This window comes from Shewanella seohaensis (assembly GCF_023283775.1).
GTDB classification, from domain to species: Bacteria; Pseudomonadota; Gammaproteobacteria; order Enterobacterales; family Shewanellaceae; genus Shewanella; species Shewanella seohaensis.
This window is the reverse complement of the sequence record NZ_JAKILE010000005.1, coordinates 258,065-284,521: the sequence shown is the minus strand read 5'-3', so window position 1 is coordinate 284,521 and position 26,457 is coordinate 258,065. Positions and strand designations below refer to the sequence as shown.

The 26,457-nt window shown below is 49.8% G+C and carries 20 protein-coding genes; 7 read left to right on the top strand and 13 right to left on the bottom strand.

Annotated elements, in window-relative coordinates; all coding sequences use genetic code 11:
• The first annotated feature begins 52 nt into the window (after nucleotides 1–52).
• Nucleotides 53–5,356: a PAS domain S-box protein gene (locus L2713_RS08350; protein WP_248967572.1), complete on the top strand. Its 5,304-nt coding sequence runs from the start codon at nucleotides 53–55 to the stop codon at nucleotides 5,354–5,356.
• Between the two features lie 65 nt (nucleotides 5,357–5,421).
• Nucleotides 5,422–6,438, top strand: coding sequence for a response regulator (locus L2713_RS08345; RefSeq protein WP_011718212.1), 1,017 nt, complete (start codon nucleotides 5,422–5,424; stop codon nucleotides 6,436–6,438).
• 59 nt (nucleotides 6,439–6,497) lie between these two features.
• Here L2713_RS08345 and ygfZ read toward each other — a convergent pair whose 3' ends face one another.
• Both ygfZ and serA read right to left on the bottom strand, forming a co-directional pair.
• Nucleotides 6,498–7,454 carry a tRNA-modifying protein YgfZ gene (gene ygfZ, locus L2713_RS08340; protein ID WP_248967571.1) on the bottom strand — a complete coding sequence of 319 codons (957 nt, stop codon included), beginning with the start codon at nucleotides 7,452–7,454 and terminating at the stop codon, nucleotides 6,498–6,500.
• A 137-nt stretch (nucleotides 7,455–7,591) separates the two neighbouring features.
• A complete protein-coding gene (gene serA / locus L2713_RS08335) occupies nucleotides 7,592–8,821 on the bottom strand; it encodes a phosphoglycerate dehydrogenase (protein ID WP_086903786.1) in 1,230 nt (409 codons plus the stop codon).
• A gap of 155 nt (nucleotides 8,822–8,976) precedes the next feature.
• On the opposite strand from serA, the gene L2713_RS08330 reads away from it, so the two are divergent.
• Nucleotides 8,977–9,585, top strand: a complete 609-nt coding sequence (locus L2713_RS08330; protein ID WP_248967570.1) for a DUF2238 domain-containing protein — start codon at nucleotides 8,977–8,979, stop codon at nucleotides 9,583–9,585.
• Nucleotides 9,586–9,959: 374 nt separating this feature from the next.
• Nucleotides 9,960–10,625: a helix-turn-helix transcriptional regulator gene (locus tag L2713_RS08325; protein WP_011621517.1), complete on the top strand. Its 666-nt coding sequence runs from the start codon at nucleotides 9,960–9,962 to the stop codon at nucleotides 10,623–10,625.
• A 184-nt stretch (nucleotides 10,626–10,809) separates the two neighbouring features.
• Here L2713_RS08325 and L2713_RS08320 read toward each other — a convergent pair whose 3' ends face one another.
• Together L2713_RS08320 and L2713_RS08315 are read right to left on the bottom strand one after the other, a co-directional pair.
• Nucleotides 10,810–12,318 (bottom strand): curlin, encoded by a 1,509-nt coding sequence (locus L2713_RS08320; RefSeq protein WP_248967569.1) that lies wholly within the window; start codon nucleotides 12,316–12,318, stop codon nucleotides 10,810–10,812.
• Between the two features lie 14 nt (nucleotides 12,319–12,332).
• A complete protein-coding gene (locus L2713_RS08315) occupies nucleotides 12,333–12,752 on the bottom strand; it encodes a curlin (protein WP_011718206.1) in 420 nt (139 codons plus the stop codon).
• A 401-nt stretch (nucleotides 12,753–13,153) separates the two neighbouring features.
• Here L2713_RS08315 and L2713_RS08310 point away from each other — a divergent pair, with 401 nt between their 5' ends.
• The gene (locus L2713_RS08310; RefSeq protein WP_248967568.1) at nucleotides 13,154–15,661 is read left to right on the top strand and encodes a S8 family serine peptidase; all 2,508 of its coding nucleotides are present in this window, start codon (nucleotides 13,154–13,156) and stop codon (nucleotides 15,659–15,661) included.
• A 61-nt stretch (nucleotides 15,662–15,722) separates the two neighbouring features.
• On the opposite strand, the gene L2713_RS08305 is transcribed toward L2713_RS08310, so the two are convergent.
• The 8 genes from L2713_RS08305 to sfsA form a co-directional block, all read right to left on the bottom strand.
• Nucleotides 15,723–16,244: a DUF4124 domain-containing protein gene (locus L2713_RS08305; RefSeq protein ID WP_248967567.1), complete on the bottom strand. Its 522-nt coding sequence runs from the start codon at nucleotides 16,242–16,244 to the stop codon at nucleotides 15,723–15,725.
• Between the two features lie 288 nt (nucleotides 16,245–16,532).
• A complete protein-coding gene (gene panC, locus L2713_RS08300; protein WP_248967566.1) occupies nucleotides 16,533–17,378 on the bottom strand; it encodes a pantoate--beta-alanine ligase in 846 nt (281 codons plus the stop codon).
• Between the two features lie 76 nt (nucleotides 17,379–17,454).
• Nucleotides 17,455–18,249 (bottom strand): 3-methyl-2-oxobutanoate hydroxymethyltransferase, encoded by a 795-nt coding sequence (panB, locus tag L2713_RS08295; RefSeq protein WP_126511873.1) that lies wholly within the window; start codon nucleotides 18,247–18,249, stop codon nucleotides 17,455–17,457.
• A gap of 56 nt (nucleotides 18,250–18,305) precedes the next feature.
• The gene (gene folK / locus L2713_RS08290) at nucleotides 18,306–18,794 is read right to left on the bottom strand and encodes a 2-amino-4-hydroxy-6-hydroxymethyldihydropteridine diphosphokinase (RefSeq protein ID WP_220053814.1); all 489 of its coding nucleotides are present in this window, start codon (nucleotides 18,792–18,794) and stop codon (nucleotides 18,306–18,308) included.
• A complete protein-coding gene (locus L2713_RS08285; RefSeq protein ID WP_248967596.1) occupies nucleotides 18,794–20,101 on the bottom strand; it encodes a polynucleotide adenylyltransferase PcnB in 1,308 nt (435 codons plus the stop codon). The genes folK and L2713_RS08285 overlap by 1 nt, the downstream gene beginning before the upstream one ends.
• A gap of 282 nt (nucleotides 20,102–20,383) precedes the next feature.
• Complete coding sequence (gluQRS, locus tag L2713_RS08280; RefSeq protein WP_248967595.1) at nucleotides 20,384–21,280, bottom strand: tRNA glutamyl-Q(34) synthetase GluQRS; 897 nt, start codon at nucleotides 21,278–21,280, stop codon at nucleotides 20,384–20,386.
• 139 nt (nucleotides 21,281–21,419) lie between these two features.
• Entirely contained in the window at nucleotides 21,420–21,863 is a 444-nt protein-coding gene (dksA, locus tag L2713_RS08275) for an RNA polymerase-binding protein DksA (protein ID WP_007644947.1), read from the bottom strand.
• A 163-nt stretch (nucleotides 21,864–22,026) separates the two neighbouring features.
• On the bottom strand, nucleotides 22,027–22,731 hold the full coding sequence (gene sfsA / locus L2713_RS08270; protein ID WP_248967565.1) for a DNA/RNA nuclease SfsA: 705 nt from the start codon (nucleotides 22,729–22,731) through the stop codon (nucleotides 22,027–22,029).
• A gap of 230 nt (nucleotides 22,732–22,961) precedes the next feature.
• Between sfsA and pepB the strand changes: the two genes are divergently transcribed.
• Both pepB and L2713_RS08260 read left to right on the top strand, forming a co-directional pair.
• Nucleotides 22,962–24,254: an aminopeptidase PepB gene (pepB, locus tag L2713_RS08265; protein ID WP_248967564.1), complete on the top strand. Its 1,293-nt coding sequence runs from the start codon at nucleotides 22,962–22,964 to the stop codon at nucleotides 24,252–24,254.
• 203 nt (nucleotides 24,255–24,457) lie between these two features.
• On the top strand, nucleotides 24,458–24,970 hold the full coding sequence (locus L2713_RS08260) for a GNAT family N-acetyltransferase (protein WP_248967563.1): 513 nt from the start codon (nucleotides 24,458–24,460) through the stop codon (nucleotides 24,968–24,970).
• 580 nt (nucleotides 24,971–25,550) lie between these two features.
• Here L2713_RS08260 and L2713_RS08255 read toward each other — a convergent pair.
• Nucleotides 25,551–26,438 carry a phosphoribulokinase gene (locus tag L2713_RS08255; protein WP_011621530.1) on the bottom strand — a complete coding sequence of 296 codons (888 nt, stop codon included), beginning with the start codon at nucleotides 26,436–26,438 and terminating at the stop codon, nucleotides 25,551–25,553.
• Nucleotides 26,439–26,457: the final 19 nt, after the last annotated feature.

Sequence of the window (26,457 nt, the reverse complement as noted above, 5' to 3'; positions counted from 1 at the left end):
AGATGCTGTTCGAAAAAATAGCACATTGAGACGAGAACTTTGAGGCGACGCCATGGACAGAAGTAAACTCCGCACCTTTCGCAGCAAGATCCTATCCCATATCGCGCTGCCACTGATCTTAATCATGGCCGGCGTGTATGGCATTAATTCTTGGTTTAATTACCTGTCTGCCGAGCGCAAGCTATACGACTCCTTAGCGCAGGAGTCGAATCATTCCGCCTATCGTTTACAGTTGCTGCTTGAGCATGCCCAGGCCAATACACAAGGTGTTGCGGATTTTATTGGTTTCATCTCCAATAAGGAGGGCATCAATAATAGTGAGAAAATCAAACGAGTGCTCACTAATCGCCTCGAACGTAACCCCGATTTCTACGGCTCCGCCGTCGCCTTTAAACCTTATACCTTCCCCGATAAAAAACTCTTTTCCCCCTATGTTTACCGCGATGGTGACAGTTTCCATTATTTAGATATTGGCGCCGAAGGTTATGACTACACCGACGGCTCTTGGGATTGGTGGTCTAAGGCCATTAATCAACCGGGGGGCTATTGGTCTAAAGCCTACTTTGACGAAGGTGCGGGTAACACCCTGATGGTGACCTATTCCGTGCCTTTTGGTCCTGAAAACGATTACTTTGGGGTGGCGACGGTCGACTTAGCCCTCGATAAATTGCCCGAGCAATTGGGAGTTCAGCCTAGTGAATTAGTGGTACTCGATGATCAAGGGCGGCTTATCTTCCACAACGATAAAGAGAAAGTGCTCGCCGTCACCTCAGCCGAATGGCTCGATAGAAACACCCGTCGCAATAGTGACTTTTGGGCGTTATTGGATAAGGGGGTGAATGGGCAAGCCCGGTTTGTGGATGACAAGAACATAGTCTACCTCGCCAGTGTGGCTTCGGTCGCTAAGCTTAAATGGCGCGTCATTGTCATGGTCCCCGAACATCAGTTGTTTACGATGCTATTAGATGATGTGGCTGCGGTGGTGCTTAACCTCAGCTTGCTCACGCTGTTATTGATATTGACCTGTTATATCGCCGCTAAACGTTTGACTCGGCCGCTTGAGGCGTTGGAATCGGGCATTTTGGCCTTCGGTCAGGGTAAGGCCCAACAGTTAGCGATCCCCAAAGGCGCTGTGAGTGAAATAGTCACCTTAAGCAGCACCTTTAACCAGATGGCAGAACTCCTCGCCGAGCGTGAACAGGCGATTTTAGACTCCCGTGGTAACCGCTTCGCTCGGCTGATTGATGGCATGAGTGATAAGTCCTTCTACTGTTCGCTCGACCCTTCAGGGCAACTGGCACAGGTGAGTGAGGGCGTCACTAAGGTCTTAGGTATGTCGCCCGAGCTGCTCAAGCGTAAGTACCAACGACTCTTTACCGCCAATCCCTTGAATGAAAAGAATTGGGAATACACAGACTTGGCCCTGAAGGGGCAAAACGTTCCCTCTCACCAAGTGGAATTGCAGGATGCCAATGGCCATCCACGTATGCTCGATCTCTTTATGCAACCCTTGGTTTCGGAAACGGGCGAGTTGATGTCGGTGGAGATGTTATTTACCGATGTGACGGAGCAATTCTCCGCCGCCGCTTGGTCTAATGCTGTGCTCGAAGCGGCGCCTGAGGCCATGTTAATCGTGGATCAAATGGGAGTTATTGTCTTCAGTAACACTCGTTGTCAGCTCCTCTTTGGTTACGATGCTAACAGCATGTTGGGGTTACAGGTTGAGTCGCTTTTACCCGAAACCATGCGCAGCAACCATGCCCGCGACCGCCTGCAATTTTTACGCGAAGGCCGCGATCGCCCTATGGCCAATGCGCGCCATGTACGGGCTCTCAAAGCCGATGGCGGGGAGTTTGTCGCTGAAATCGCCTTAAGTATTTTGCCTGCCGATCATGAAGGTCGCCGTCAAGTGGCTGCATCGATTCGGGATATGACCCAGAAGTTAGCGGTAGAGCAAAAAATCCGTGATAGCGAATTAAGGTTCCGCGGCTTGGTGACCAATATTCCCGGCGCCGTCTACCGCACTCGCATCGGTGAAGTGTGGGTGATGGAATATGTCAGTGAAAATATTGCCGATATTACAGGTTATGCCGCAAGCCAGTTTATTGAGAGCCGCCAACGAACCTTCGCCTCGCTGATCTTGGAAGAAGACCGTGAGCTCTGCCATCAGCATATCGATAGGGCGCTGGCGCAGCAGGAAACCTTTGAGGTGGAATACCGCATCCGCCACCGCGATGGCAGCGTGCGCTGGGTACATGAAAAGGGTAAGGCAAGTTACACCGATGAGGGCTTCCCACTGTGGTTCGACGGCAGTATCGATGATATTACCGAGAGTAAGCTGGCACTGGTTGAGCTTGAGAGTTCGCGTCAGCAGCTAACGAACATCACCGAATCCATCCCTTGTACCGTGTATCAATTACGTTGGGTTTCCCCCGCGGATCGCACTTTTACCTTCCTCTCCGGCGCAGCGTTCCATATGTTAGGGCTGCACCGGGAAGATTTACTGAACGACTTTAATATTATCGCCGAGCGGATTTTTGAAGAAGAACGCCCCGAAGTTGTGCGTGCCTTAGCGGGCAAGAGTGAGGACAAATTGCAATGGGTACGCGAGTTCCGTTATCGCCACCCTAATGGCAGCGTTCGTTGGATGGAGGCCGGGGCGAGCGGCCATATCAGCGACGACGGCGCCATTATCTGGAATGGCTATGTGATGGATATTACTGAACGCAAAGCCATGGAAGAAGAGTTAGCGGTCAGCGAAGCGCACTTTAAGGCGCTATTCGATGGTTCAACCATAGGTATTGTGAACGTCGATGCCAAAGGGGTGATCCTCGACTGTAATGACCAGTATTGTGAAGACATGGGCCAGTCCCGTGAAGCCCTCTGTGGCATGTCGATTTTCGAGGTCTTGAGTCTGCAGGACAAAGAAGCGGCTAAGGCGCAATTTAAGGAGTTAGCCGAAGGGCGAGTCGACCACTATCGTGGTGAGCGCAGCTTTATTCGCCCCAATGGCGATCCGCTGTGGATGACGGTCAATGTGTCGGCACTGTTCAATAGCCAGAAACAGTTCGAATCGGCCGTGGTCAGTATGGTCGATATGACCGAGTTAAAACTCTTATCTAACGAGCTGTTAGTTGCTAAAGAGGAGGCCGATGCGGCGAGTAAAGCTAAGGGTGACTTCTTGGCCAACATGTCCCACGAAATCCGTACCCCCATGAATGCGATTATCGGTATGTCGCAGCTTTGTTTGCAGACAGATCTCGATAAGAAGCAGAAAAATTATGTGGAGAAAATTGAGCGCGCCTCAAAATCCTTGCTCTCCATCATTAACGACATCCTCGACTTCTCCAAAATTGAAGCCGGTAAGTTAGATATCGAATCGGTTCCCTTCCAGCTCGATACCATGCTGGAAGATCTCAGCGATATGTTCTCCGAGAAGGCGGCCCATAAACAGCTTGAACTGCTGTTTGCGGTAGCGCCGAATGTGCCTAGGCACTTATTTGGTGATTCGCTGCGCCTAGGACAAGTGCTGATCAACTTGATGAACAACGCGATTAAGTTTACCGAGCGGGGCGAAGTGTTGTTATCGCTTAACTTGGTTGAGCAGCAAAATGATGATGTGGTGCTGCGCTTTAGTGTGCGCGACAGCGGTATCGGCTTAACCGCTGAGCAGCAGGCCAAGCTGTTTAAATCCTTCAGTCAGGCCGACACCTCGACAACCCGTAAATATGGCGGCACAGGCTTAGGGCTGGCGATTTGTAAGCAGTTAGTCGAGCTGATGGGTGGCACCATTGGGGTTGAGAGTCAATTCGGCCACGGTAGTACCTTCTACTTTACCGTTAAGTTGCAGATTTCTAGCGGTCAAAAGCTGACGGTCGCCCAAGAGCTAGAAGGCATGCCGATTCTGGTTGCCGACGATAATGCCACCGCCCGTGACATTATGCGTACCACCTTAGAAAGCATGGGCTTTAGGGTGGATACGGTGCGCTCCGGTGAAGAAGCGGTGACACGTTGTATCCAGCAGGAATATGCCGTCGCCTTGATTGACTGGAAGATGCCGAATCTCGATGGGCTCGAAACGGCTAAGCAAATCAAACAACAGGCGAAGAAGGCGCCGCGGATCTTGATGGTGTCGGCCCATGCGACCCAAGAGTTCTTAAGCCAAATCGAAGCGCTGGGCTTGGCGGGCTATATCAGTAAACCCATCAGCGCCTCGCGGTTACTCGATGGCATTATGAATTCCCTTGGCCGAGCTGGCGTCCTGCCTGTCAGACGTAACAGTGAGAGCATAGATCCTAAACTCCTGCTGCCGCTTAAGGGCAAACGTATCCTCTTGGTGGAGGATAACGAGATGAACCTTGAGGTGGCCACCGAGTTTTTAGAACAGGTGGGGATTATCTTATCCATCGCGACTAACGGTCAGATAGCGCTCGATAAGCTGGCGCAGCAGAGTTTCGATTTGGTATTGATGGATTGCCAGATGCCAGTGATGGACGGTTATCAGGCCACTCAGGCGATTAGAAAACGGCCAGAACTTGCCGAGTTGCCCGTGATTGCGATGACGGCTAATGCGATGGCGGGTGATAAGGAAATGTGTTTAAAAGCAGGGATGAATGACCATATCGCTAAGCCGATAGAGGTCAACTTGCTGTATCAAACCCTGCTTAAATACTTAAGTGGCGGTGTGCTACCGACCGAAGATGTTTCTCCTAATCAATTGGTTGAAATCCCCGTTAAACCTATCAATCTGGATTCAAAGTCCGTCGTAAAATGGCCTGAACATCCAGAATTAGATATCGATAGGGGGTTACAGTTAGTCCAAAACTCAACCCGCCTCTATCAGCGGATATTTGATCGTTTTGTGACCAGTCAACGTAATGTGGTTGAGTTGATTAATAAAGCGCTCGCCAGCGACAAGCGTGACGATGCCGTGCGGATGGCGCATACCTTAAAGGGGCTAGCGGGGAACTTAAGCTCTAGTAAGCTGGTGGAATTGGCGCGTCAACTGGAGCTGCACCTCAGCGAAAAGACGGAATACCAGACGGAGTTGGACCAAATCCAAGTCTTAGTCGCGTCGATTTGTGAAGCCATTAAGCGGGTCAAACCTCAGTTTGAAGAGCCAACTCAATCGGCGACAGAGCACTTGTCCCAGGAGGCGCTGGTGAGTGCCTTAAACCAATTGCGTCAAAGCTTGGAGGATGCCGATTCCGATGCGGTGACACAAATTGATGCATTAAAACCCCAAGTGAGTAGCAAGTTATGGCAGCAACTCAGCCCTGCGCTGACTATGATTAATCAGTATCAGTTCGATGAAGCGGTGGATTTGATTGATGAAGTGCTTGCGGAATTAGCATGAAGACCGGTCAATTGAAGAACGGTAGTTGACCATAAATAAAGCCACAGGATAAGGTGAAAGCGTTGATGGATAAGGCAACAATATTGGTCGTCGATGATACCCCGGAAAATATCGATATTTTAGTGGGCATCCTCGGTGAGGATTATAAGGTCAAGGTGGCGATTGATGGACCAAGAGCGCTCGCCCTTGTTGCCAAAACCCTGCCAGATTTGATTTTACTCGACGTAATGATGCCCGGCATGAATGGCTATGAAGTGTGTAAGTTGCTTAAGCAGGAACCCCTAACTTGCCATATTCCAGTGATTTTTGTGACCGCCTTGTCTGAGGTGGCCGACGAGACCCAAGGGTTTGAGTTAGGCGCCGTCGATTACATTACTAAGCCTGTGAGTGCCCCCGTGGTAAAAGCGCGGGTGCGAACCCATCTAGCGCTGTACGATCAAAAGCGCCTACTAGAGCAACAGGTTAAAGAGCGTACCCAAGAGTTAGAAGAAACCCGCTTCGAAATTATCCGCCGCTTAGGCCGCGCCGCCGAATACAAAGACAACGAGACAGGCCTGCATGTTGTGCGTATGAGCCACTATGCACGGATGTTGGCCGTGAAACTAGGCTTGCCTAGCACCTTCTGCGAGCTGTTATATAACGCTGCGCCGATGCACGACATCGGGAAAATCGGCACTCCCGATGCGGTGCTGAAAAAGCCCGGTAAGCTTGATGCCGATGAGTGGGAAATCATGCAACAACATGCCGCCATTGGCGCTGAGATCATTGGCGAACATGGCGATCCACTGCTGCAAATGGCGCGGCGCATCGCCTTAACTCACCACGAAAAGTGGGATGGTTCGGGTTATCCTAATGGTTTGTCTGGGGAAAATATTCCGATTGAAGGCCGAATTGTGGCGATAGCGGACGTCTTCGATGCCTTGACTTCGCGCCGTCCTTACAAGGAGCCGTGGACAATCGAAGCCACGGTCGAGTTGCTCGAAAGCCAAGCGGGAAAACACTTTGACCCTAAGCTGGTGGAGGAGTTTAAGCAAATTCTGCCGGAAGTCGTGGCTATTCGAGATACTTACATCGAGCATTAAACAAAAAAGGCGCCTAGGGCGCCTTTTTCAATAGCAACTCTTTGTTAGCTCGCGGCCAACTATTCCTCTTCGAGCGAGTAGGGCAGAGCTTGGATCCCTAAGCTGGATTGCTCGTCATCAGCGAAACGCAGCTTGGCATCATTTGCGGTATCGTTAGCGAGAACGGCGGTCAGTAACACTTGATTGCCACGCTGCACGAACTCAATAATTTGTCCGCCCTTGCGGTAGCCATCTTCTAATGCAATCTCGATAACGCTTTCTAAATTAATCGTTAATGCTGTGGTGCCCTGAAGAATATAGAGTGCGCGCTTGTTACCACCACGGTATTTAGTGCGGGCAACGGTTTCTTGGCCCATATAGCAGCCCTTGTTGAAGCTAATGCCATTAATGGCCTGCAGGTTACACATCTGCGGCACATATTGGTTAGCATGGCTTGGGGCTAGATTAGGGTAGCCCGCTGCAATTTCTAAGGCTTGCCAAGCGCTGGCATCAAATACGGTGTGCTCGCCCACTAAGGCCGTTGCCGCTTCTGGCTGCAGCACCAGCATAAAACGGTCCGCATCCTTTAGAATGGCGCCATGTTCAACCAATGTGAGTTCTTCAGTGATTTCACCGAAGTGTTGCGTCACAAACGGCACTGCTTGTTCGCCCGCCACACCGAGTAATGTCCACTCAGCCGTCGCATTTGTCAGGGTTGCCTTGCTAAATACGGCATATTTTTGCAGCTGCGGCAGGTCGAGCTCTAGGGTGTCCTTTGGCATCAGCATCAACAGCGCATCTTGGATGGCGAAGGTGCGGAAGCTGGCCAGCATCTTACCCTTAGGATCGCAATGCGCGCCCCAGCGCCATTGGTTGGCTTCGAGTGAGCTGATATCCGTGGTGACTTGGCCATGGATAAAACTGCGACCCTGTTCGCCGACCACTTTGATGAGGCCGAGGTGGGATAGGTTGGCGAGCATAAGTGGAGGCATTGAGGCGTCCAGATCCCAATTGGGTGTCGAAACTGCAATAGTCATAGCGGAGATCCTGAAAATGAAGACGATGCAAGAGGCTAGATTGTAGCGGAATTAAGCGGCGCTCAAAAGCATAAGGCGCACATATCTTGAATGAAATGTGCGCCTTATAAATACACTCAAGCTGAGTGCGTAAAGCCTTAGAACAATACGCGGGTGCGCAGTGTGCCTTCAATGGCCTTAAGTTCGACCAGTGCTTCCTCGGCTTGGTGAGTATCGACTTCCATCACCACATAACCGATTTCAGCTGTGGTTTGCAGATACTGAGCGGCAATGTTGATGCCTTTTTCAGAGAAAGCTTTGTTGATTTTGATCAGCACGCCAGGACGGTTTTGGTGAATGTGCAGTAAGCGCGAAATGCCTTTGTGCATTGGCAGCGACACTTCTGGGAAGTTAACCGCAGAAACGGTCGAACCGTTGTCTGAGTATTTGGCTAACTTGCCAGCTACTTCGATACCGATGTTTTCTTGGGCTTCGGCAGTGCTGCCGCCCACGTGCGGGGTCAACAGCACATTGTCTAAGCCACGCAATGGGCTGATAAATTCATCATCATTCGATTGTGGCTCGACAGGGAATACGTCGATTGCCGCGCCCGCAAGGTGACGCTCTTTAAGGGCAACCGTCAGGGCATCGATATCAACCACAGTGCCGCGTGAGGCGTTGATAAAAATGCTGCCTTTACGCATGGCGGCAAATTCCGCGGTGCTGATCATATCTTTGGTCTGCGCTGTCTCAGGGACGTGCAAACTGATCACATCGGATTGTGCCAGTAATTGTTCCATCGAATGGATTTGTTGGGCATTGCCTAATGGCAGTTTGTCTTCGATATCGAAAAACACCACGCGCATGCCTAAGGTTTCAGCCAGGATCCCGAGCTGAGTACCAATATGACCATAACCTATCACACCTAAGGTTTTGCCACGGACTTCGTAACTGCCAGCGGCCGTTTTCATCCAGCCACCACGGTGGGCGATGGCATTACGCTCAGGAATGCCGCGCATCAGCATGATGATTTCGCCTAATACCAGTTCAGCCACGCTGCGGGTATTGGAAAACGGTGCGTTAAAGACGGGTATACCGAGTAATTCGGCGGTCGCCAGATCCACTTGGTTAGTACCGATACAGAAACAACCAATCGCAATCAGTTTTTCGGCACGCTTCAATACATCAGCCGTTAATTGGGTACGGGAACGAATACCAACAAAGTGAGCATCTTTGATGGACTCGAGCAGGGCTTCATCACCTAAGGAGGCTTTGTGATACTCGATATTGGTGTATCCAGCACGTTCAAATACATCGACCGCAGATTGGTGGACGCCTTCCAACAACAGGATCTTGATCTTATCCTTGTCCAGCGAATGTTTCGCCATGATATGGGTACCCTCTAATTAATTGAAATAGTTCTGTGTGATATGCTGACAGCCTTGGCCTTCCAAAGTAGCACTTTTTTTGCTCACTGTGGAGGGCTAGATGGCTAAAGTTAATATTCTAGAATTAGAACAATATCGCATAAGAGGAAGGAACATTGAATAACAAAATCATTTGGTGCGGTATTTACCTCTCAGTTTTAATATGGTCGGCGATAAAACCTGCAGATCCATTCACCTGGTGGCTCGAAGCCTTGCCCGCATTAGTGGCCGTGCCCTTGCTCTTTTTTACCCGTAAGGGTTTTCCACTGACGCCCTTAGTGTATTTTTTGGTGCTGGTGCATTGCTGTGTGTTGTTTGTTGGCGCGCACTATACCTATGCCGAAGTGCCACTGTTCGATACCATTGCCCAGTGGATGGGCACTGAACGCAACAACTACGACAAGGTCGGGCATTTCGCCCAAGGTTTTATTCCTGCCATGTTAGCCCGTGAGATTATGTTACGTAATCAAGCCGTTAAACCTGGTGCTTGGTGTGCCTTTTTAGTCACCTGCTTTGTGTTGGCCTTTAGTGCCTTCTACGAACTGATTGAATGGTGGGTGGCCGCCGCGACGGGCGAAGGCGCCGAGGCTTTCTTAGGCACTCAGGGTTATGTGTGGGATACCCAATCGGATATGTTTTTAGCCTTGATAGGTGCCATTGTCGCGCTAATCAGTTTATCCCGTGTGCAGGATAAGCAAATCGCGAAACTTACCGGCCACGCGTAAGCGCGATAGCTCACAGCTCACAGTTAAATCCCTCCTAAGACAGCCTTAGGAGGGATTTTTATTCCTCAAACTGTCATCTTTTTCTGTTAATTTTTTGTTTAAACTTTCGGTTGAGTGCGATATAGACTAAGGTATAGGTCTGACAAATTGCGGATGAACCCTAGGATTAATCACTATTTAATGGCAAGGCTTTGGTCTGTTAGTCGGACTTACACTATAAAAAGAGTGATTATTTAGTACATTTGGGTGATGGCATTCATGCGGTAACTAGTCAAAATGGGTTATGTTAATTAATTGTACTTTGTGTACATTTGCCCTCTTCAGTTCAGCATTAGGCTAATAAAAACTAAATACTTTTCAGGGAGAAGAGTAAAGTGAATACTATCAACGAGTTAGTTTTTCTGCATCAAGTGGCAGCACCTTGCCATTTGGCGATACTCGCAGAATCTATCGGATTAAAAACACGGATTGTTAAACAGGCTTCCGAGCTAAATTTAGATAAAGGGCAACGCAGTTTTTGCCTTATCGCCCAAAAAGGCGCTGCCTTAGATAATAAAGGCATTCCGCTGTTGGCCTCACGTCTAGTGCCCCATGTTCCCGTCGCCTTGTATCAAGTCGAGCGTAATTCCTTAGACCAAGAGTCAGCCATGTTGCTGGGGATCCGCGGTCTGTTATTTGCGGATCAGCGCATGGATTTGATGCTAACAGGGCTGCGCAAAATGGTGGCCGATGAGCTTTGGTACGATAGAACCTTACTCAGTAAGATGTTTCGCCGGGTGGTGCAAAAGTTGGATGGGCAAAATGATATGCCCGCCGATACTGTTGCCATGTTGCAAGCGCTTACGTCGAGGGAGCGAACCATTATTCAGTTCGTCTCTAGCGGCGCGCGTAATAAGGAAATCGCCCATCGACTCTGCATCAGTGAGCATACGGTGAAGGCGCATATTTCCTCTATTTTCCGCAAGACCCAGTCCCGCAATCGTGTTGAGCTATTGCGTTGGGCTCAGACCTATCAAACACATTTTGAGTTTTGCAGTTAAGCTCAAAGCTTACGCCTTAAACGCACTAAGGTGAGTTGCGAGTGAGCTGTGCCGGTGATTTACATCGGCAAGATAAGACGAGCGGCAACTCACTTTTGTGCTTTATGCGCAAACAAAAACGGGAACATGATTCATGTTCCCGTTTTTATTGGGCCGCCTACAGCAGACGGCCTATCGATAGAGATTAGTACTGAACAACGGTCGCAACGTTCATATCACCGGTTTGGTTAACGCTGATGCTGTTGCTGTTGCCTGCTTGCGAACCAACAACTAAGTTGTCATTACCTGTTTGGGTAATCATTAGGCTGTTGTTATCACCACGCACACCAAATGAGCTAGATGCGAATGAAGTGCCGCTATCGCCACCTACCCAGTTACCGTTACCCGCTTGAGTGATTTGAGCTGAGTTTTCATCACCTTCGATGATTAAATCGATAAGGTTCAGATCGCCACGGTGTTGCAGTGCAGTCACATCGGCGTTGTTGTTACCCGTTACACTGATGATAGTCTCGTTTTGATCACCATCTTGCTCAACATCTACTTCGTTGTCGTTACCCACGGCATCCACATAAGCGAAGTTCGCATCACCTTCTTGGCTGATTTCGATGCTGTTGTCTTCACCTGTTGCGAAGGCAACCAGTTCGTTGTTATCACCCTTAGAAGATAGGTCGAAATCGTTGTCAGTACCGTAAGCACCAAAGGTTGCGAAGTTAGCATCACCACGTTGTTTTAAGTCAACGTCGTTGCTATCGCCCCATACTTGGAACTCTGCACCGTTGCTGTCGCCACGTTGCTTGATAGTAATGTCGTTGTCGTTACCTTGGATGTCAGCAACTAAAGTATCGCCTACAGTGTTGCGGTTACCGTCTTGAGCGATATCGATGCTGTTGTCATCACCCGTGGTCATTGACAGGTAAGCTGTGTTGCTGCTGCCTTCTTGTTTCATGGTGATGTCGTTCTCGCTACCCGCTAAGGCGTAAACGAAGCCAGTATGGCTTTCACCCTTTTGATAGATATCGACGCTGTTGTCGTTACCCGCGATGCCTTTAGCCGCACCAAAGTTGTTGTTACCAATCTGTTCAACCGATACATCGTTGTTATTGCCCACGTTAGCGGTCAGGTCGAGTGCGATTAAACCCGCTTGGTTGTTGCTACCGTATTGCTTGATGTCGCCATCGTTGTTATCGCCTTGAACGCGGAATACTGCGAGGTTAGCATCACCTTCTTGTTCTACGAAGGCGCTGTTTTCGTTGCCAGTGATTTCAACGTAGCTTTCGTTCACTTCACCTAATTGGTTCACAGAAACCAGGTTGTCGTTACCAGTGATGTCGTTGCTGCTTTGGTTGAAGAAACCATCCTGCGCTACTTCAGCTTCGTTGTTATTGCCAGTGACGTTAACTGATGCAACATGCCAATCCGTTTGTTGAGTCACAGTGACTTGGTTGGCATCACCCGTTGAGTTAACTTGCGCTTCATGCCACACACCGTCTTGTAATACGGTGGCAACTTGGTCGTTACCCGTTTGAGTAACTGCTGCAGCGTTAATTAACCCAGTTTGCGCCACTAAGGTGTCTTGACCTTGGCCAGTTTGTTCAACGCTGATGTCGTTAATGAGACTGGCTGCAAATGCCTGGCCACTTAAGCCCGTTGCAATAGCTAGCGCAATGAGTGATTTTTTCGCTTGTGATTTCATGTGACTCTCCCTGTTTAATACTGAGTTATTGAGATTGCAGCACCATCTGCAATCTGCTGGATCGAAAAATTGCCGCTTCCTAGTTGGTTCAATTGCACCAAATTGTCATTGCCAATCTGGGTGATTGAAGCCGTGTTTTGAGTGCCGACTTGCAGTAGTTGGACTTCATTGTTGGAACCAATCTGTGTCACAAGCGAAACGTTGTCGTTACCTGCTTGCGTCGCATAGGCGCTGTTATCGCTGCCCGATTGGATCACTATCGCTTGGTTTGCCGTACCTTGCTGCACTAGGTCGATAAGGTTATCGCGCCCAGAACGCTCAATGAGCGCCTGCAGGGTAATGGGCAGTTCACTGACATCTGCCGCTTGGCTGGGTGTCAGACAACTACATAACAAGATGAGCAGTACCAAAAAGCGTGTTAATAGACTTGGCACAAGTGACTCCTTGTATGTATAGGTGTTTTGGCTGGCTGAAAAACACACCAACCAATTCAGGCATCAAGGTACGAGTCATAGGGCCGAGAGACAATTGGCCGAAAGGGTATTTATTTGTTGAGGAGTAATTGCCAGCTAGGTTGGATTAACTTTTGTTAATCCCATGATAAATCAGTTTATTGTCTATTTACGCGCCGTACGTCTTCCCTTTTAACCTACCAAGTCGGTCTAGTAGTTAAGTCGTATTTCGCTGTGGGCGGCTTTTTTAAGTTGAAACATTATGGCAACAATTTAGCGGCAAACATGCTGGATGTTCGTCGCTATTATCCAATCAATTTTGAGCGGAGGCTGCGTAATTGCGGTTCCAGAATTTCAACGTAAAGGACTATAGGAAGCTCAATATGTCGATAAAACTCTCACCACTGGCGTTAGCAATTGCAGGAGCGATGACACTGTCAGCCGTGCCCGCTATGGCAAAAGATGCCCCTGTCTATGAAAAAGATGCCATTCTCGTGGTGTATAAAGACAATGCGACGAAGGCGGAGCGCTCGGCGGCTCAGCGTTTAATTCGTGGCACCTTAACCGATGCCAATGCGGACGGTGTCGATGATAAGTTCCAGCATTTACTCAATGGCAAACTGGCACGTTTAGCCCTGCGTAAAGGCGCCAATATTGAAGATGCGATTAAGGTGATTAGCCGTCATCCTGCGGTGAAATATGCCGAACCTAACTATATTCTCAAGGCGATAGGCACGCCTGATGATCCAAGCTTTGCTAGCCTGTGGGGCATGAATAACACGGGACAAAACGGTGGCACCGTCGATGCGGATATCGATGCGCCAGAAGCGTGGGAAATCACCACCGGCAGTTCGGATGTGGTGATTGGGGTGATTGACACTGGGGTGGATTACAATCATCCCGATCTACAGGCCAACATGTGGGTGAATGCTGGCGAGATCCCAGGTAATGGCATCGACGATGACGGCAACGGCGTGATCGACGATGTTCACGGTTACAGCGCAGTCAATAATAACGGTAACCCAATGGACGGCAACGGCCACGGTACCCATGTGTCTGGCACTATTGGCGCTAAAGGTAATAACGGCGTGGGTGTCGTTGGGGTGAACTGGGACGTTAAAATCGCCGCCTGTCAGTTCTTGGATGCCGATGGTTATGGTTCTACCGCAGGCGCGATTGCCTGTCTGGACTACTTTACCGATCTTAAGGTTAATCATGGCGTTGATATCAAAGCCACCAACAACTCTTGGGGCGGCGGCAGCTTTAGCCAAGCCTTAAAAGATGCGATTGAAGCGGGTGGTGAAGCAGGCATTTTATTCGTTGCAGCAGCGGGTAATGACGCGGTGGACAATGATGCCAGCCCACATTATCCCTCAAGCTATGACTCGGATGTGGTGTTGTCTATTGCCAGTACCGACCGTAATGACCGTATGTCAGATTTCTCACAGTGGGGCTTAACCAGTGTTGATATGGGCGCGCCTGGCTCGGCGATTCTGTCAACCATCCCTGGCGGTGGCTATGCCACTTACTCTGGTACCTCAATGGCGACGCCTCATGTGACAGGTGCGGCGGCACTCGTATGGTCATTAAATCCAGATCTCTCGCCAGTAGAAATGAAATCCTTACTGATGACATCGGGTGATGCGAATGCGGACCTCACTGGTAAAACCGTGGCAGGGACTCGCCTCAATGTGGCAAATGCCTTAGAGCAGGCTAACCCATCTCCTAGCTATAAGTTTACCGTATCGCCAGCATCGCAATCGGTCGAAGCGGGTAACACGGCAAGTTATAACTTTACTGTCGGTAGTGTGGCAGGGTGGGAAGGTGATGTGGCTCTAAGCGTAGCCGTGTCTCCAGCGCTTGAAGGCGTATCCTTATCAGCCTCAACTGTTTCAGCTGGTGGTTCATTTACCTTAGATGTTGCGACAACGGCGCAAACTGCTTGGGGTGATTACAGCATCACAGTAACAGGTACCGATGGCACCATTGAAAAGTCTAAAGTCGTTTCACTGAATGTGTTCCCTCAGGGATTAAATGACTTTAGCTATGGCAATGAAAACGCTGTTGCTATCCCTGATAACAACGCTAATGGTGTGGTGAGCACTATCGACGTGACCGACGATGTGCAGATTTTTGGTGTGACCGCCGATGTGAATATCAGCCACACTTGGATTGGTGATTTACGTGTCGTGTTAACCTCTCCAGCGGGCACCGAAGTGGTTCTGCATAACCGTGAGGGCGGCAGCGCCGACAACATCGTTAAGAGCTGGGACTTAAGCGCGTTTGACGGTGAAAATGCCCAGGGTACTTGGTCATTATCTGTTGACGACAATGCGGGCGCGGACACGGGCACCCTAAATAACTGGGGCTTAGTGATCAGCGGCTTAGGTGAAGCCTCTCCTGCGGCACCTGTTGCAGGTTTCGAGTATGCGGTTGAAGGTTTAAGCGTTGCCTTCACTAATACCAGTTCCGATGCAAACGATGATATCGTGAGCTATAGCTGGGACTTTGGTGATGACACAAACTCTAGCGAAATGAACCCAAGTCATGTGTTTGCCGCCGCTGGTACCTACAGAGTATCGCTTACCGTGACTGACGCCATGGAGCATAGCAACACTGTGACCATGGAAGTGCAAGTGTATGAGCATAGCATCAGTGCTGCTGTGACTCGTGCATTAGTCTCTCGCCGTGGCAGTGCTATGGTTGACCTCACATGGGATAGCGCCTTAGGTGAAAGCGTCGCCCTGTACCGTGATGGCGAGTTAGTGGCCACGACTGAAAACGATGGTAACTACCGCGATCGCTTCACAACGACGGCATCGAGTGTGACGTACCAAGTGTGTGAAACCACAGGCTCACTCTGCTCTGCGGCGGTTGTCGCGCAGTTCTAATGAAGCTATAAATTAACAAGGCGACCCTAGGGTCGCCTTTTTTGTTCTCTAGACTCAAAAGCTAAGGTTTTTCTTTCGCTTCCTCAGGCTCGGTTTCGGCGGAAATTTGTGTTTTCCTGTCGGATAACTGCTGTATTGCCTGAGTGTTATTTGAGGTTAAGCCATTAAAATGGTCGTTAATTTTATTGAGCTGGCTGATGTATTCAGGGTCATCCTTTTCCTTATGTTGCCAGTAACGCTGCCGCTCTAGTTTTTGTAATTCACTGGCCCTTAGGATTTCGAAATAGCTGTTTTCCTGCTTTAGCCGATACAGTTCGGCATCGAGCAGTTGCAGCAATTTTTCCTTAGAAATCGTTTGGCTATTGAGCAAGGATTGCAGCGGGTCGACAGGCGTCTCGCGTTTGTCTGAATCGGTTTCCGTGGTGATCCCTAGCTGATACTCAATCTTATGTTGGCTATATTCCTGCGGGCAGGCGGTTTGGCTAAAGACGACCTTATCGTCCTTGCGACATTTATAGACGGTATTTGCAAGTGCAGTTGTAGGAAGTAGCACGCAAATAAGAGTCACTATGAGTCTTGCCATTCGACGACAGATCCTTTGTATCCGCGATGATGAATAAAATACGTATTGTTACTGCGCCAGATTGAAGCTGAGTCTGCGTGTTCTTTAAACTCTAGCAGCTATATATCCGAGGGGCAGAAATACTTGTTACTTAGCATTAACAACCGTGAATACTATGGCGTAACTCAAAGAATAAAACCAGTTTTTTGACGATGGAATTTTTTTGACACTCAATAGATTGAGACGCGTCTGCGCAGAACCGCACAAACAAAAAAGGAGCCTAAGCTCCTTTTTCATGATGCTAAAACCTTAGCGGTCGAAGCGCAGATTATCGATAAGACGCGCTTTACCTAAGTAAGCGGCGGCCAGAATCACTAGCGCTTGGTCCGCAGCTTCCGCATGGGCCAGGGTGGTGGCATGGCGAACTTCTAAGTAATCCGGGGTAAAGCCTGCGGCGATAAGGCTCGCTTTAGCTTCCGCAGTGACTTGTTCGATGCTCACGCCTTGTTTGATGCCTTGCGCCATGGCATCGATGGCTTTTTTTAGCGCTGGCGCCGCGGCTTTTTCTTCCGCCGTCAGGTAGCCATTGCGTGAACTCATGGCTAAGCCCGAGGCTTCACGAATGGTATCCACACCAATAATTTCAATCGGCAGTGACAAGTCTTCAACCATAGTGCGGATCACTAAGAGTTGCTGGTAATCCTTGTTGCCAAAGAAGGCGACATCGGGCTGCACTATGTTGAACAGTTTGCAGACGACAGTTGCAACGCCACGGAAGTGGCCGGGACGACTGGCACCGCAGAGTACATCGGAAATTCCCGGTACTTCGACATAGGTTTGCTGCGCCAAGCCTTTAGGATAAATAATTGCAGGCGTTGGGGTGAACAGCAGCTCGGCGCCCGCAGCGGTCAGCGCTTGGCTGTCGGCTTCTAAGGTGCGCGGGTAGGCATCGAGATCTTCGTTCTGCCCGAACTGCATAGGATTCACAAAGATTGATACGACCACATGGTCGCATTTCTTCGCAGCTTCTTTCACTAAGGTGATGTGTCCCTGATGGAGATTGCCCATGGTAGGCACAAAGGCGACAGTTTCGCCCTTGGCACGCCATGCCCGCACTTGAGTACGAATATCATCGATATGGGCGCTAGTGATCATTAACTCTTACCTTGCTAAAACTTGAAATAGTCGTCTGTGTGCTTAGCACTATTTAGCTCAATGAGTGCTAGCACGCTTAGTTAAACGTGTGATCAGCACTTGGGAAGGTGCCATTGGCCACTTCTTCAATATAAGCGCGAACCGCCGAGCGGATTTCACCGGTTTGCTTGAGGTAGTTCTTTGAAAAACGTGGGATATAACCACTCGAAATACCGAGTACGTCGTGCATTACCAGGATCTGGCCATCTGTCGTGGGGCCTGCGCCGATACCGATTACTGGGATAGTTAATGCTTGAGTGATGGCGGTGGCAAGTGATGCCGGAATACATTCAACCACTAACAGCTGCGCGCCAGCGGCTTCTAAGGCTTTAGCTTCATCGAGAATGCGCTGGGCATTTTCAGCATCGCGGCCTTGTACTTTAAAGCCACCAAAAACGTGTACCGATTGCGGGGTGAGGCCCAAGTGGGCGCAGACAGGAATACCGCGCTCGGTCAGTTTAGTCACGGTTTCGAGCAACCAGTGACCGCCTTCCAGCTTGACCATATTGGCACCCGCCTGCATCAGTGCAGTGGCGTTTTCCATGGCTTGTTCTGGCGTGGCATAACTCATAAATGGCATGTCGGCGATCAGCAGTGAACGCTCGATACCGCGACGCACACAACGAGTGTGGTAGGCGATTTCGGCTGTCGTGACGGGCAGCGTATCATCGTGGCCTTGCAGAACCATTCCCAAAGAATCGCCGACCAGTAGCACATCGATGCCTTCGCCGTCGAACGCACTGGCAAAGCTGGCATCATAGGCTGTCAGAGCGGTGAATTTTCTACCTTCCTGTTTGTATTTCAACAGGGTTGAGCTAGTAACTTTAGACATATGGGTGATCTTCAAACCAAATAGAAGTGGTGTTATAAGCTAACTGGGGGCTGACTTCAATGATCATTGCCCAGTAGTTGTAACTCGGCCAAGAATTTTTCACTGATAAGGCTGCGTAGCGGCGTTTTACAGGGTAACACCAGATCCGGTGCTATGGCCGCCAAGGGCACTAGCACAAAACTACGCTCCTTCATGCCGTAGTGCGGCACTTTGAGTCTGGGTTCATCGATAATGGCATCGCCATATAAGAGTAAGTCGAGATCTAAGGTTCTGGGGCCCCAACGTTCTTTACGGACGCGGCCCTGAGTGTTTTCAATCTCTTGCAGTGCATCTAACAGGTCGATGGGCGCCAGAGAGGTCTCAAAGCTGGCAACGGCATTGATATAGTCGGGTTGCACTACGTCCCCCATGGGGGCGGAGCCGTAATAGGGCGATACCTTGAGGCTTTGATTTTCAGCCAAGGCGGACAAGGCCGCAACGGCATTGTCCAGCTGAGCTTTAGGATCTTCAAGATTAGCCCCTAAGGCGACAAAAACCTGAGTCATTATTCGGCGGCTTTGGCTTTCGCGGCACTCGGGCGACGGCGACGGCGCTGTGGTGAATTGCGGTTACGGTTACCCGCCGCTTTGTTACCACTGCGGGCGATATTCAGACGCTCGGTCTCATCCGCTTCAACAAACTGTTGCCACCATGCTGCACTCTTGGCGACATTGCCACCTTCGACTTCGCCGCGCAGTAACAGCAAGTCGTAGGCCGCTCTAAATTTAGGGTGCTCTAGCAGTTTAAAGGCGCGAGTGCCTTGACTGCGATCGAAGCGTAATTGCAATTGCCAAATGTCTTTGGCAGGCGTACTAAACCGGCGCGGAATGCTGATGGTTTGGCATTGCTGCTCAATCACATCACCCATGGCGGCAAAAAACGCATCGTATAAGGTCAGGCCGCTCTCGACCGCGATATCTTCGGCGCGTTGGCGCAGTGGATACCAGAGGATCGCCGCATAGAAGAAGGACGGGGTGACAGGTTTATCTTCGTTCACGCGCGCATCCGTGCTCTTCATGATGGCTTGCACCATCTTCATCGCATGGCCCTTTGGCGCATCTTTTAATTGGGCATCGACTTGCGGGAAGAGCGGTGCGAACAGCTTATATTCCTGCATCATCTCAAAGTTGGCCATGGCTTTGCCTGCGAAGAAGAGTTTGAGCACTTCTTCATACATGCGGGCGGCCGGAATGTCCTTGAGCAGTGGCGCTAACTGCTTGATAGGTTTAGCGGTCACTTCTTCAATCGCCATGCTGAGCTTAGTGGCAAAACGCACAGCCCTGAGCATACGCACTGGATCTTCACGGTAACGGGTTTCGGGATCGCCAATCAGCCTTAAGGTGCCCGCCTTAAGATCTTCCATACCGCCGCCATAGCTGCGGATAGAGTAGTCGCTGATATCGTAGTAAAGGGCGTTGACGGTAAAATCGCGGCGCTCTGCGTCTTCATCGATTTCGCCGTACACGTTATCCCTGAGCAAACGCCCTTCGGAATTGGCTTTGGAAATCTTTTCATTGCTGTCGCCGTGATGGCCACGGAAGGTGGCAACTTCAATCACATCGCGGCCAAACACAATATGGGCGAGGCGGAAGCGGCGTCCGACTACGCGGCAATTGCGAAACAGCTTTTTAATTTCTTCCGGCGTCGCATTGGTCACAACGTCGAAGTCTTTCGGTTCGAGTCCGAGGAGTAAATCCCGTACGCCCCCACCGACTAAATAGGCCTGAAAACCTGATTTATTCAATCGGTATAATACTTTAAGTGCGTTTTCGCTGATCTGCTTACGGGAAATCGAATGCGCATCCCGAGGCACGAGCGACAAGCTTAAGCCGCCTGAAGTGAGTTCTGGCGTTTGGGGTTCAATCTGAGCTGGAGTCGGAGCGGTCGTTTTAGGCGCGTCTTCAAATAGCTGCTTGCAGAATTGGCTGATACGGCGAAAAATGGGACACCTCGGAATGTATCTGTTATGTGATTAAAAATCTGGCGGCTATGATATACCAATTGCGCTCCGATGGGTATATCGCGATTTTTGAGCTATGCCACGACTTAGCGCTGATAAAATGATGCTTTTTGGCCGATAACTCGCTCATCCGCCCTATGGAGCTATCAAGATTTCCCGCTGTTTCGGAATGGCCAATAGCTGAAACTGGGTCACGGCCTGGGCCAGCATTTGCGGCGCGGTTGTGATTTCCACAGGTGCTTGGCCTAAAAAGGCGAGGGCAGCATTAAGGCTCGCCTGCGGATACTGTTTATCGATAGCCTGCGCATGGTTTTGTTTCGACAGCTTAAATCCCGGCGTCAAACAGGCTAAGGGTAAATGCAACCACTGCGGCGCGCTTAGGCCAAAGGTTTGATACAGGCTTAATTGGCGACAACTGGCTTCGATTAAATCATAGCCCCGTACCACTTCGGTAATGCCTTGATAGGCATCATCTAGCACTACGGCCAGTTGATAGGCATACAGGCCATCGCTGCGTTTGATAATAAAATCTTCGGCGGCAAAGGCATGGTCCACTACGACTTTTCCCATCAGGTTATCGCTAAATTCGGCGACTTGTTGTCGATTGACAATGCGGATCGCACCCGATTGATGTGGCGTGGCTAACTGATGGCAGCGACCATCGTAAATCCCACCCATGGCTTGGATCTGTTTACGACTACACTGGCAAAAGTAGGCATTATCCTCGGCGAGTAACTCATCGAGCTTGGCTTGATAGGCCTCGGTGCGGTCACTCTGGTACAGCACAGTGTCATCCCATTCGAAGCCGTAGGCCTCTAAGGTACGTAAAATATCATCGGCAGCGCCAGCAACTTCCCTTGGAGGATCAATATCTTCTACACGAATTAACCACTTCCCGCCTAAGGAGCGCGCCCGCAGATAACTGCCAAGGGCGGCGATCAGTGAGCCAAAATGCAGTGCGCCCGAGGGCGAAGGGGCAAAACGGCCAACATAGGGTTGCAAAGTAGAAGTGTTGGAAGAGTGAGTCGCCATCATAGAAATTTGCAGGAATAACCAGTCAAAGTGGCTGTATTTTAGGGGGATACGAACAAAAAGCGAAGTGAAACGAGAGGATGTTAATGCAAGACGCATAAACAAGTAGGCGGGGAAATCCCCGCCCGAAGATGGCCGATTAACCCGCCATTTGCTTCTCTTTGATCTCTGCAAGCGTTTTACAGTCGATACATTGATCGGCCGTTGGACGCGCTTCGAGACGGCGAATGCCGATTTCGATACCGCAAGAATCGCAGAAGCCAAAATCGTCTTCTTCAATTTTTTGTAGGGTTTTTTCGATCTTCTTGATCAGTTTACGTTCTCTGTCACGGGCACGCAGTTCGAGACTGAACTCTTCTTCTTGCGCTGCACGGTCTACAGGATCGGGAAAGTTTGCTGCTTCATCCTGCATGTGACTCAGAGTACGGTCGACCTCTTCACGCAACTGATTGCGCCAAGCTTCAAGAATTGTCTTGAAGTGACCCAGTTGCTTAGCGTTCATATACTCCTCACCCGGCTTTTCCTGGTAGGGACTTACACCTGCGATAGCGAGTACGCCAAGTTTTTTGGTGCCTTCAGGCATAACGCATCTCCTGTCATCATTTGCGTTTGTAGGGCGTCCTTAAGAACGGCCGCTATCTATATCAGAATCTTCACATTGAGGCAAATTTTTCATTTCACCTTGGCAGAATTTTTTGATTGCCTTCGCTAATTGAAATGAAAAAGCATTTTACTCAATCTTAACATCATACTCGGACTGGACAAGCGTGGGCTAGATGTATCTCACTGGCAGAAATCTCACAGCGATAAGCTAGGACTTCTACTCCCGATAAAACAGCCTTTTTCAACAGGTTAGCATATTCTGGGTCGATATGTGCCGCGGGAGCCACGCTGTGGATGTCTGTGTGTTGCACTACAAATAGCAAGACGGCTCTATGCCCAAGGCTGGCCATGTGCATTAATTCCCGTAGATGTTTTTGGCCGCGAAGACTCACTGCATCCGGGAAATAACCTTGGCCATCCTCGAGCAAAGTACAACTTTTGACTTCAATATAACAGGCGGGCTTTTGAGCAGCCTCAAGCAAGATATCGATGCGGCTATTTTCATCGCCGTACTTCACTTCGCGGCTTAAGCTGTCGTAGCCTGTAAGTTCGGTGATGACACCTTTATTAAGCGCCTCCTCGACCAGGGCGTTGGCATTGCCCGAATGAATGCCGATAAGGCCACCCGTTGGCGTGGTCATCAACTCCCAGGTATGGGCATATTTACGTTTAGGATTGTTAGACGTGGAAAACCATACGGTTTCATCGGGGAACAGGCAGTTACGCATTGAACCGGTATTGGGGCAATGCAGGGTGATTTCAGTGCCGTCTTCGAGTTGAACATCGGCGAGAAAACGTTTGTAGCGCTGGAGCAATTTTCCCGATTTCAGTGCTGGATTAAAGTGCATGCTATAACCTGTAGCGAGGTGATTTGGGCGCCCAAGACTAACAAATTTCGCAAATGTTTACAGATTTTACCTCGGTAACTTAGGCCGATGGCTTTCAGTCCTCGGCCGCTGGCAGTAAACTGCCGCCAACCCAGTTGTACTTTGTATACCCCAAAAGCCTGAGGATGTAGGACCTCTCACCTCAACTTGCAAGGGTATAGCGCAAGAACAAATTAAAATAAGGACCCCTCATGAGTGAACTTAAAGTGACTGAAGTGATGAGAGTTGAGTTAACCAAAGATACCCCCGCCGCCCATTGGGGCAAAGCCGATGTGACCTTCAATGCCGAAGGTGCATTAGTCCACTTAGGTGGCGGCGATGAGCTGCGCCAAATTCAAATGGCGGCGCGTAAGTTACGCAATCAAGGGATCAGCACTGTTGCCTTAGCAGGATCTCTTTGGGATCTGAATAGCCAATGGGTCTTCGCCCAAGGTTTTGCCACAGCCAAGCCCGGCTACAAGATCCAATGGTGCGGCGATGACGCAGTACAAGCCGAGTTACAACGTCGCTTAGAAGTGGCGACATTTGCCCGTCAACTGATCAACGATACTCCTGAAAATCTGCCTCCGGTGAAACTGGCGCAGCAAGCAGCCAAATGGTTAGCCGAACTCGGTGGCGCTAAGGTGAGCTACCGTATTATTGAAGGCGAAGCATTATTAGAAGAGCAGTGGATTGGTATCCATGCCGTAGGCCGTGGCAGTGAGCGTCCACCAGCGATGTTAGAGCTAGACTTTAACCCGCTGTCAGCCGATGCCCCTGTATCTGTTGCCTTAGTGGGTAAAGGGATTACCTTCGACTCTGGCGGTTACAGCATTAAAGCCTCTGAAGGCATGCTGGGTATGAAGTGCGATATGGGCGGCGCCGCCACTGTGACGGCCGCTTTAGGTTTAGCGATTAAATCGGGCCTGAACAAACGCGTTAAGTTATTCCTCTGCTGCGCTGAAAACCTGATTAGCGGCCGTGCCTATAAGCTGGGTGATATCCTCACCTACAAAAATGGCGTGACAGTTGAAGTGGTTAACACCGATGCCGAAGGGCGCTTAGTGCTGGCCGATGGTCTGCAAGCGGCTTCTGCGACGGGTGCTCCTTTTATTATCGACGCGGCAACCTTAACTGGCGCAGCTGTGATGGCGGTGGGCTCTAACTACAACGCGATTTTCTCGCCACAGACTGAAGTGTTACAACTGGCGCAGCAAAAAGCCTCGACAGTGGCCGAGCGTGTATGGCCATTGCCACTGGATCCTTGGCACAAGGACATGTGTCCATCGGCCTATGCTGACACCGCAAACAGCCGCCCTGTGAAAGGTGGTGGTGCTGGCGGCGCTTCTAATGCGGCGGGCTTCCTGTGGCGTTTCGTTTCGCCAGAAGCCAAGTGGTTACACGTGGATTTAGCGGCGGCCTTCGAAGATTCGGCTTCCGCACTGTGGGGCGCTGGCGCGACCACCCATGGCGTGCTGACCATCAGTGAGCTGATTAAAGGCTAAGTTTGCCTTCGCGACAGAGTTGCCTTCGCGGCTTAGCTTACGAGTAGCGCTTCTTATTGTATTAAAACCGCCTTCGGGCGGTTTTTTATTGCATAAAATTAAAGCGTGGGCAGTATGAGTCTTTATATGTTTATTTTATGATTCAGCGTATTAGCGGTTGGCTATTACTATGGCCATGGCTTGGGCAATTTATCGGGATGACTATGCTAAGGATACGTAAAGCGACGCAATTAGATGCCAAGGCCTGTTGGGATATCCGCAATGCGGCGATTAATAAAGGCTGCGCCGGATTTTATGCTCAAGATGACTTACAGATTTGGACCCAGGGCGAATTGACTGAATCTTTTCGTCGTATGGTGGGCGCGCATTTTTATGTGGCTGAAATCTTCAATGAAACAACCCAAGAACCGACTGTGGTGGGTACCATCATGCTGGATGAACCCTATGCTCAAGTTGAGGCGCTGTTTGTCTCCCCCGAGGCGATGGGCTTGGGTGTTGGTAAGTCATTGCTGCAATTTATTGAAACAAAAGCCTTTAATCTCGGCCTTGCCAAATTGCGATTAGAGTCAACCTTAAATGCGGTCGAATTTTATCGCCGCTGCGGTTTTGGTGGTGAAGGCCTAGAGGAAGACGCCGTCTATTGCTCACCCCGCGGAATCGCCTTGGATTGTCGGGTGATGTATAAAAATTTAGGGCGCTTAACTTCACGCCGTTAACTGGGCACAGATTGAAAATCTGAGGTGATAGAGCATTGAAGGATTATAGAGGTGGAATTAACTGCTAAGACTTAATGCAAGATGGGTTGCTGGCACACCCGAGGGAATCAATAGATCAAGCATGGATGTGGAATTAACTACTACGACTAAAAGCTTTGATGGGGTTGCTGACATACTTAAGGAAATCAACAGATCAAGCATAGAGGTGGAATTAACTGCTAAGACTTAACGCAATATGGGGTTTCTGACATACTCAAGGGAATCAACAGATCAAGCGTGGATGTGGAATTAACAGCTAATACTTAACGCAAGATGGGGTTGTTGGCACACCCAAGGGAATCAACAGATCAAGCATTGAAGTGGAATTCACCTCTAGAACTTGTTTTGAAGGGTTGTTGGCACACCCAAGGGAATCAACAGATCAAGATGGGGGAATTAACTCCCAAGAGTATGCCAACTATCGTTCTTTCGCCTGAAATCCCGATGCCAATAAGATTAACTTCAATGGCTTAAATCAAGCTTAATCTATTGCTCAAAAAGGCTTTATTTCATTAGCCTTTAGTCAAACGTTAACTCTATCTCAGTTCGCCTGCGGGCTATTAAGCTGCTGGCGTTTTTCCATTAAATCTTTAATCAAGGGTGTGAGGATCAGCTCCATTGCGAGGGACATTTTGCCGCCCGGCACCACTAAGGTGTTGACCCGTGACATAAAGGAGCCTTGGATCATGCTCAAATAATAGGGGAAGTCGACGTTGTTGATGCCGCGAAAACGGATCACCACAAAGCTTTCATCTAGGCTTGGAATATCTTTGGCGCTAAAGGGGTTGGAGGTGTCTACCGTCGGCACCCGTTGGAAGTTGATATGGGTACGGGAAAACTGTGGCGTCATATGCTTAATATAATCGTCCATGCTGCGCACGATTGAGCCCATGACTTTTTCGCGGCTATGACCTCGCTCCGAGGTGTCACGAATGATCTTTTGGATCCACTCTAAGTTAACGATAGGCACCATGCCGATCAGCAAATCCACATGCTGGGCCACGTTGGCATCGCCCGTGACTACGCCACCATGTAAGCCTTCGTAATACAACATATCGGTGTTTTCAGGCAGTGGACGCCATTGGGTGAAAGTGCCCGGCATTTGGTTAAAAGGCACAGCCTCATCGAAGGTATGTAAATAGCTGCGAGTTTCACCTTGGCCCGTGGCACCGTAATCGCGAAAGCATTGCTCTAGGCGGGCAAAGTTGTTGGCCTCTGGGCCAAAGTAACTCAGATTGCGATTCTCAGCCTGGGATTTGCGGATCATCACTTCCATCTCTGCACGGGTAAAGTGATGAAAACTATCGCCTTCTACAAAGGCGGCGTTGATCCCGAGTTGGCGAAAGATATGACTAAAGGCGGTAGTAGTAGTGGTGGTTCCTGCGCCGGATGAGCCTGTAACTGCAATAATCGGATGTTTTGCTGACATTTTTTCTACCTAGCTAGGA